At 51.9% G+C, this 7,599-nt stretch carries 3 protein-coding genes and 3 pseudogenes; 1 reads left to right on the forward strand and 5 read right to left on the reverse strand.

All coding sequences use genetic code 11. The features are described 5' to 3' along the window. The first annotated feature begins 226 nt into the window (after window positions 1-226). On the forward strand, window positions 227-1,759 hold the full coding sequence (locus tag ACERIT_RS15775; protein ID WP_373675815.1) for a hypothetical protein: 1,533 nt from the start codon (window positions 227-229) through the stop codon (window positions 1,757-1,759). Between the two features lie 888 nt (window positions 1,760-2,647). Here ACERIT_RS15775 and ACERIT_RS15780 read toward each other — a convergent pair. The 5 genes and pseudogenes from ACERIT_RS15780 to ACERIT_RS15800 form a co-directional block, all read right to left on the reverse strand. Beyond that, window positions 2,648-3,112 (reverse strand): annotated as a pseudogene (locus ACERIT_RS15780) (IS6 family transposase); the annotation flags it as partial. Window positions 3,113-3,289: 177 nt separating this feature from the next. Beyond that, window positions 3,290-4,432: an ISH3 family transposase gene (locus ACERIT_RS15785; protein WP_373675816.1), complete on the reverse strand. Its 1,143-nt coding sequence runs from the start codon at window positions 4,430-4,432 to the stop codon at window positions 3,290-3,292. A gap of 44 nt (window positions 4,433-4,476) precedes the next feature. Beyond that, window positions 4,477-4,659 (reverse strand): annotated as a pseudogene (locus tag ACERIT_RS15790) (IS6 family transposase); the annotation flags it as partial. Between the two features lie 66 nt (window positions 4,660-4,725). Further along, a pseudogene (locus ACERIT_RS15795) lies at window positions 4,726-5,724 on the reverse strand (IS630 family transposase). A gap of 528 nt (window positions 5,725-6,252) precedes the next feature. Continuing rightward, entirely contained in the window at window positions 6,253-7,524 is a 1,272-nt protein-coding gene (locus tag ACERIT_RS15800) for a glycosyltransferase family 4 protein (protein WP_373675817.1), read from the reverse strand. Window positions 7,525-7,599 lie beyond the last annotated feature (75 nt).

Consider the following 7,599-nt stretch of genomic DNA (forward strand, 5'->3'; position numbering starts at 1 on the left):
CCTTGCTCGGCCGCTTCCTTCACGCTAAGGTTGACACCCTTAAATGGGACTATACTAATACGCTTGGATATCCGCTCAACAGGACTGACAAGATTAATATATCCGACTATTTTGGTGTAAAGCAATGTCAAAACGAGGACTTCTGCGTCTTGCGTCCAAACTCGGCCAGGGACAGCAGTTTATTAATTTGTACTATAGTTTAAAAGATGATCCGTACGATCTAGAAGTGGACGAACAAATCTCAAGCTACGAGCGACCGTCCGAAGATAACAAGGGAACGATTCTTTTGCCGGTCACTGAAGGCGGGAATATCTTTAATAGCTTCACTTTCTCGGTGCTCGGTCACGGGTTTCGAACTCGTGGCTATGAGCCCAAATTCGTCGTCTGTAATAATGATCTCGATCTCTGTATTCGGAAACATAGGTTTCCAGATGACGTTTCTACCTGCGAGCTCTGTTATCACGGTGCCACGTCCACGTTCGACGCGTTCGGGATTGAACAAGTCCTAATCAGCGATCTATCTAATGGGGACGAACAGAACCGGGAGTTTCCGAGCGAAGGTCGGAACATCACGCACCGTGATATCGAGATATCAGATTTCGCGGCTGCATCGACACGAAAATTCATTCAGAAGTTCCGTATCGACTTCGAAAAGCAACCTGACTGCTCAATTTATCGGCGGTTCCTCTCAACGGCTGCACACCTCGTCGACATTGCATACCGACTCTACGAGGAGCATGATCCCGCAGCTGTTTTAGCACACAACCCGGCATATATTTACGGCGGCATCTATCTTGAAGTCGCTCATCAGCTCGACATCCCTGCGTACTCCCTAGGCACAGGATGGCAGGATCAACGGCTCCTGTTCGGTTCGCCGGGGAACAGTAGTACACTCTCACAGTTCGAGGATCAAACGTTCATTAGTGAGGTACTCAAGACAGAGCTTTCGCCCGAAGAGGAGACGCGCACTAGGGATCTTATGGCGAGTCGTCGGGGGGGATCTGGAACGAGAATCGATTACGTCGGCGGCGCAGATCAGTCAATCAAGAAACAGAACAACAAAACAGTTATAGGAATGTTCACTAACCTCATGTGGGATGCCTCGCTTGAAGCAGGGTGCCCGCTTTTCGACGATCCGTACGAGTGGATCCTGTCGACAATCGACTACTTCGCCGACCGGCCGGATGTCCACCTCGTGGTCAAAGTTCACCCTGCCGAGGCAGTGATTGGTGCTGAACGCGGTGTCGCCGACGAAATCGACACCGCTTACGATTCGCTCCCTGGGAACGTCGAACTTCTCCCACCCGATACGGATGTAAGCCCATACGAACTGTTAGAGGATCTGGACACCGGAATCGTCTGGAATTCGACGATTGGCCTGGAAATGGCATACTACGGTGTTCCGGTGATTGTCGCGGGCGAAACACATTATCGGGGGTTCGATTTCACGTTCGATCCGGATCAAGTTGACGGCTACTACCAACTGCTTAACGATATCCCCAACCTAGAGACGGACGATGAAATGGTCGCGAGAGCACGCCGGTACGTCCACTACCTCTTTTTCCAGAAATCGATACCGTTCCCGTACATCAAGACAGACGACGACTCCCTCGGCGGGCACGGCCTACCGGTCACACACGAAGAAATCGCCGACGATCCGGTTCTTGATCTCGTCGTCGACCGGGTGATTGCGGACAAGCCGGTCGTGCTGCCGCGTAACCTCGCGAAAGCGAACCACCACGTTGACCCAGTGGTGTAGGTCCGCCGAGTCACCTCGACCGATATCGTTGGTGGGACCGGCAGAGTCGCGTATCGCTTGTATACGGCCTCCGTGAGGACTCGGTCAGCTCCCAGCTGCTAGTCGGTGAAATCGCCAGACGATGACGCAGTCAACCAGTTTGGGTGGTCGTTGACCGCACAGGCGGGGAACGAGTCGAAAAACTCCCGCTGAAGCGGTATATAATGCCTGCCTTCACCCAACTGAGTCCCTGGCTTGCTACCGCATCAAATCAACGAAATAGATACCGACGTGGTCTACCTCCACTGGATCGGAAAGAGTTACATCCGGATCGAACAGTTAAAGCCTATCGAGGCACGGATCATCTTGACGTTCTACGACATGTGGCCGTTTACCGTCGGCGGTCACTACACCACCGGCTGTGACCGATGCACCGACGACTGTGGTGCCTGCCACGTGCTGGATAGGACCGACTATAGACCTCACCCATCGCGTTTGGGAGCAACAACGGGATGTGTGGGCTACGAATCGAGTTCACGCCGGTCACGCCGAGTACATGGCTCGCTGAACGCGCTCACGAGAATTCGCTTCTGGAAGGCCGATCGGTTGAGGAGATCCAAAACGGATTCGATCTCGAAACGTTCGCCCCGACGGAATAAGCGGTGGCAGATATTCGACCTCCCGACCGACCAGCAGGTCGTCTTCTTCGGTGCGATGGGAGCGACTATCGATCCGCGGAAAGGGTTTGACGGACTTGTCACTGAGATCAGAGAATTGGATCGCTGGGGGACCACCGATCAGTTTCATGTCGTCGTGTTCGGTGCCGGGAACTCCATCCCTGCCCCCGATCGAACCATCGATACTATCCTAACCCTTAGAAATAATTGCGCCCACTTCAGGAGGTGGTGTTTAGATAAGCTGGTTCCATGCGAAGGCGAACGCTTGTAACCAATTTTCAGCGGTGCGTGGTTCGACGTGGCTGAACGTATTTGAGAACTGGTTAGTTCGCCGTTTTAGTTCTCGGAAGACACGTTCGACGGCATTCCGATTCCCATGTGTAACATGCTGGAATCGGAGTCCGTGCCGGTGGCAGGCCGCCTGTAACCACGGAGCACCGTCGACGAGAAAGATTGCGTCGTCGACCCGATGTTTCTCACGGAGTTCTGAGAGAAACATCGAGGTGATTGCGGTGGTTCTCGTCGGATAGAGCCGCACATGGAGCAGGCGGTTCGTGTCGGGATCGACTGCAGCGAACAGCCAATATTGCTCGTCATTGAGTTGAATCACGGTTTCATCGACGGCAACGTGGTTCGGGTCAGCACCGTCTGTGGGCTGTAAATCGGCCTTCTGGACCCACCGATGCACAGTCAGTCGATCACATTGGCAAAGTCCCGATAGCGTTCAGCAGCCGCTAAGTCTGCGTAACCGCTACCGGAACGGGCATCTGAGCAATAGAGCCGGTGCGTTTTGGCCGATGAGGTCGCTGTCGGCGGCGAATCGCCGCCGACACGACGGTGTTGCCACTCACCACTGCACCCTGATGAGGTGCAGCTATCGGAAGAACCGGTCGTCAAGTGGTTGATTCGCTGGAACAGACCTGCGGACACCAAGTGCTGTCCAAGCTGCGCGGAGCGTCATTTCGCAGAACTCCGTGAACGACCACTGCAAGAGGCGGCGCCCCCCACGGCGGGGCGCCGCCACGTACCTCCAGTGGAGATATCGCCAACTGTTCTGAAGCAGTAGGCTCACTACGAACATTACCAACCGCAGTCCAGCATCCTGAGAACTAGTGAAAGCGAGGCTCTGCTTGGCTAATCGGTAGCTTGATTCGATGCCGAAGCGCTTGCTGTAGTGCTCTCGTGCATCTCGTGGCGTGTGGATAAAGGGCGCGTCAGCGGCGTAGCCGTGACGCGCCACTCCGTGTTCGTCGTACCGTCCCTGCTGGTATACGCAGTCGATGAACACAGGGAACGTCACCTCGCCAGCGAGATCGTGTTCGATCTCGCGGCTCCAGCCTTCGCTGAGTTTGTTTTGAATCGTCTCACCCCACTTGACGATCGGCATCACATAGGCGTAATTGTGCGCGTACAGCAGCTTGAGACAAGTGCTGTTGTAGAACCCTCGATCGAGGTAGACGGCCTTGACGCCGAGGTCAAGGCCGTCAAGGAGTTCCAGAAACTCGCCGAGGACATCGCTGGTGGTATCGCCAGCGACAAGCTGGCGAACCGCCAAGGTGTACCGCTTGTTGCGTACGCGCACGTAGAGTGTCGCATAGGCATGGAACGTCGTTGTGCCACGCTTGGCCTGTGAGGAGTACAGAGCCTCGGTTTCGTCCTCATCATCGTAGTAGGGGTCGAGGTGGAGGTCTGCGCAGACCTCCACCGGTCGATCTGGAAGTGTCTCAAGCGCATCCCGTTGCAACAGCGTGTCTCCAACCGCTTCAACCGAATCAAGCTCAAACTGATCGGTGAGATGTCCACGGACGGTATTGGCGTGCGGTGAGTCGTCAGTCGTTTCGCAGACGTGGTTGATTGACCCGCCGGCGCTGGCGCCGGCGAGGACCTCGCACAATGTCTCTGTCGTGACCTCTACGTTCTCGTCGAGGTCTACCGTAAGCTCCCCTTCGAGGCTGTTGACGACAAAATTAAGCAGGTGCTCTTCCTCTATCTCGCTGTCTGCTTGGGTTGACTGCACATCCTCTCCAAGCAGAAGCTTACTCTAACCCGATGTGATCGACTGACAGTAGTTCGATGACGATCGACACCCAAATTCTCAAGAATCGAGACTGTATCCGAAAGTGATAAGCCAGCCAAATGCAGTCGGATACCGAGCTTCATCGCCGGCTCGGGTGTCGCCTCTCGCTCCAGAAACTCTAACTCGATACACCCGCTATCGCCGCTGAGGCGGTCGAAACTGAGCATGAACCACTCAAACCTTTGACCGCCTCGTTCCTTATCGCAACGCTACCTCAGGAGTTATAGTAGTAATTAGAAATAGTTGCCCACTTTTGGCACCGAGATCTGGTCGAGAGCGGTGTCGATCGCTGTTGTCAAGTCGTCAAGCGAGTCAAAGAATCGGTTGCTGAGAGCTGCTTGGAGCTGTCTCCAGCACTCTTCGACAGGATTTAACTCCGGAGAATACGCTGGTAACGTCACGAAGACGAGGTCCTCACAGGCCGCTAGGTCCGTGACGGTCGACGCCTGGAAATACGGCGCCCCATCGAGAACCACGATCAGATCATCTTCAAATTCTTTACATAGTGCTAAAATGAAATGTTTTGCGTGGTCAGCGGTGATGTACTCTGTGAGCCGAGAGAAGAAGCACTCACCGTCCTCGGTGATCGCGCCCAAAAGACACGTCCAGTCCCGTTGGCCGGATAATTCGACAGAGGGCCGCGTGACGCGCGGAAACCACGCGGCACGCGGCTCGACTTGAACGGATTTCTTCGTCTGATCGATACAGACTACGGTGGCGTCCATCTCTCGTCGCTTTTTTGATCTCCTCGTGAAACGCTTCTTAGTCGGAATCGTCAGCTTCAGCGGCTGTTCGGCGTGTTTTCTGATAGGTTAACCCGCTTCTTTCAACAGCCGCCGACAGCTCGGAAGCGAGTAGTCAACCGCGTAAGTCTCCTCGAGATACTGCTGAACGAGCGCCGGCGTCCACGCCGGCGCATCAAAGCCGATCTCTTGGGGAGATTCGTGGACTGTGTGTTCAAATTCGTGTTGATGTGTTTCTGAGAGTTTTCGCTTTCGTCCAGATCGGTGAGCATCAGTAACGGCCTGTTCAAGCGGCTCGTCAGTATCGAGTCGCTTGAGCCAGCTGTAGATCGTTCGTCGGCCGGTATCGTGCCAGTCGGCAAGTTCAGTCTGCGTGACGCCGTTTTTGTACGCGATCGCAGCTAACAACCGTTGTGTCGGTTTGTTCCCGTCGACGTTGTCAAGTGCGTCTTGGAGTTCTTCGACGGAGATCTCGTCGAGATGATCCATTAGATACAGTATTATTCTCTGGGTGGAAAGTTCTAACGCCTACTATATGCTTCCTTGAGGAGGTAACGAACGAGCTTTGTTGTTCAGGACGGTTCGTCGTAGCCTGCCTCCCTCTATCGAATCTCGCACTGTTTGCTGAAATACTTCGAGTTCTCGACCCAATAGTTTTCTATTTCTCCTAGATCTGTGATCATCAGATACGGCTTCAACTAACGGTTCATCGTGTTGAATAGTATCAGCCAGCTATAGATCTTGGGCCGTCCAATATCGTATCACTCAGCAAGTTCTATTTGCGTCACATCGTTTGTACGCTGTCACGGCTAAGAGGCCTTGAGTCGGCTGTTTACCTTCTACTTTATCAAGCGCATCGTGAAGTTTGTCGATGGAAATCTCTTTGAGGTGATCCACATGATTTGTTAATTATAACGATCTGATAATTCTAATGGTTACTATAGCAGCGCCTCTGTGGACACCGTTGATGACCGGCTTTATTCGTTCAGCTTTGCATGGAATCAGCTTATCTCAACACTATTCCTGATAGGGAGCTATGCTCCGGTATATATCTAAGTATTTATCAATAACAGTTTTGACAGAAAAACGATCTTCAGCAACACGACGGGATTGTTCGCTTAATTGTTCTTTTCGTTGTGGACTTTCAACCGCCCATGTAATACCCTTTGTAAGATCATCTATGTCAAATGGCTCTGCCAAATATCCATTTTTCCCATGTGTTATTATATCTGCTAAGCCCCCCACATCAAAGGCAACACAGGGCGTTCCGCTGGCGATCGACTCAACAGCGATATTTGGAAGATTATCTTCCCGAGATGGAATAACCGTTAAATCCGCTGTACTATACAATAAACGAAGTTCATCTTCTGAGAGTCTTCCTAAATGTCGCACAGGCACCGGAAATTCCTGATGTTGAATACTTATGTTTCCAAAAGTAAGTGCTACAATTTCAGGTGCCCCGCGTAGGTTCTTTAGTGCTTCTAAAAGAAGATCACCCCCTTTTCTGTGCGTCTTATACGCAGATCCAAATATAATATACTGTCTGTCTTGGTCAAGATCAAAATGTTGAATCCCTTCCGTTTGGCTCCGCGGATAGAACAAATCCACATTTATACAATTGGGAACAACATCTATTTGCATCTCACCTAATAAACTGCTCTCTCGGGCCTGTTTCGCAAGCCATTGACTTGGTGAAACGACCGTAATATCTATTTCGCCCCAATATTTCTTCTTTCTCTTCCATACTGAGCTCGCAAGATCGTCTGACTGATCACTTTTCAAATGTGGACACGAACCACACTCCGTTTGATATTTTATACAAGATTTTGAATAGTGGCACCCACCAGTAAACGGCCACATGTCATGAAGTGTCCACACTACTGGGACATCTATCTGAGCGATCGTTTCTGGCCGAATAAATCCACCAGAGACCCAATGGAGATGGACTATATCTGGATCGTGCTTGACAATCTGCTTTGCCCGACGCTCTGGTGTCCAAGCGGGTGAAAAGGCTTCGGGATCTCGGTCCGGATACCGTTTCAGTGGTATTTTATCAAAACGACGTCTAATCTTGGATTTGATTTTTCCTTTTACTCCCTCCGGACCGTATACTTGATTGTCGTCGCTATCCTTATTTTGAACTAGCATTCGTGAATCAACGCCGTTGGAACGGAGACCACTATGAAGTCGATAGGCGGCTCGGGCTGCACCGCCATTAGTATCAGAAGTGTTTAGATGGAGTACTCTCATCATGATTAACAAATGGGCAATCCTCATTTTTCTTTCCATCTGATCGGAAGCCTGTACCCACGGAATTAATTGAGATATTGTCGCTCAACGCCGCTATCGTATTAGTTACAACCA

It is taken from the genome of Halopenitus sp. H-Gu1 (genome assembly GCF_041821145.1).
GTDB lineage: Archaea > Halobacteriota > Halobacteria > Halobacteriales > Haloferacaceae > Halopenitus.